Source organism: Novosphingobium malaysiense (assembly GCF_000802225.1).
In the GTDB taxonomy this organism is placed as follows: Bacteria; Pseudomonadota; Alphaproteobacteria; order Sphingomonadales; family Sphingomonadaceae; genus Novosphingobium; species Novosphingobium malaysiense.
This window is the reverse complement of the sequence record NZ_JTDI01000045.1, coordinates 1-269: the sequence shown is the minus strand read 5'-3', so window position 1 is coordinate 269 and position 269 is coordinate 1. Positions and strand designations below refer to the sequence as shown.

Genomic DNA, 269 nt, shown 5'->3' with positions numbered 1-269 from the left:
GGACAACAGGTTGATGACTGCCCCAAGGGCATTGGCGATGGCATTGGCACCGCCCTCGATGCCACTGCCCGGCGGCAGGACACCGCGCACCACATCGGCCACCTTGGAACCCTTGTTGACACCATTGATCGAGGTTACCGAGGCCACCAGATCGGGGCGCAGCGAGGCGGCCACTCGTGAAGTCGGCGAACCCTGGCTGTGGCCTATCAGGTTGACCTTGCCACCACCGGCGGTGGCCCAGGGTACGATCTGCCGGGCCAGTTCAGCGC

At 65.4% G+C, this 269-nt stretch carries 1 protein-coding gene; it reads right to left on the bottom strand.

From position 1 onward, the window contains the following. Positions 1-269 (bottom strand): alpha/beta fold hydrolase (locus LK12_RS23440; RefSeq protein ID WP_039290808.1); only part of this gene is annotated, 269 nt, incomplete at both ends.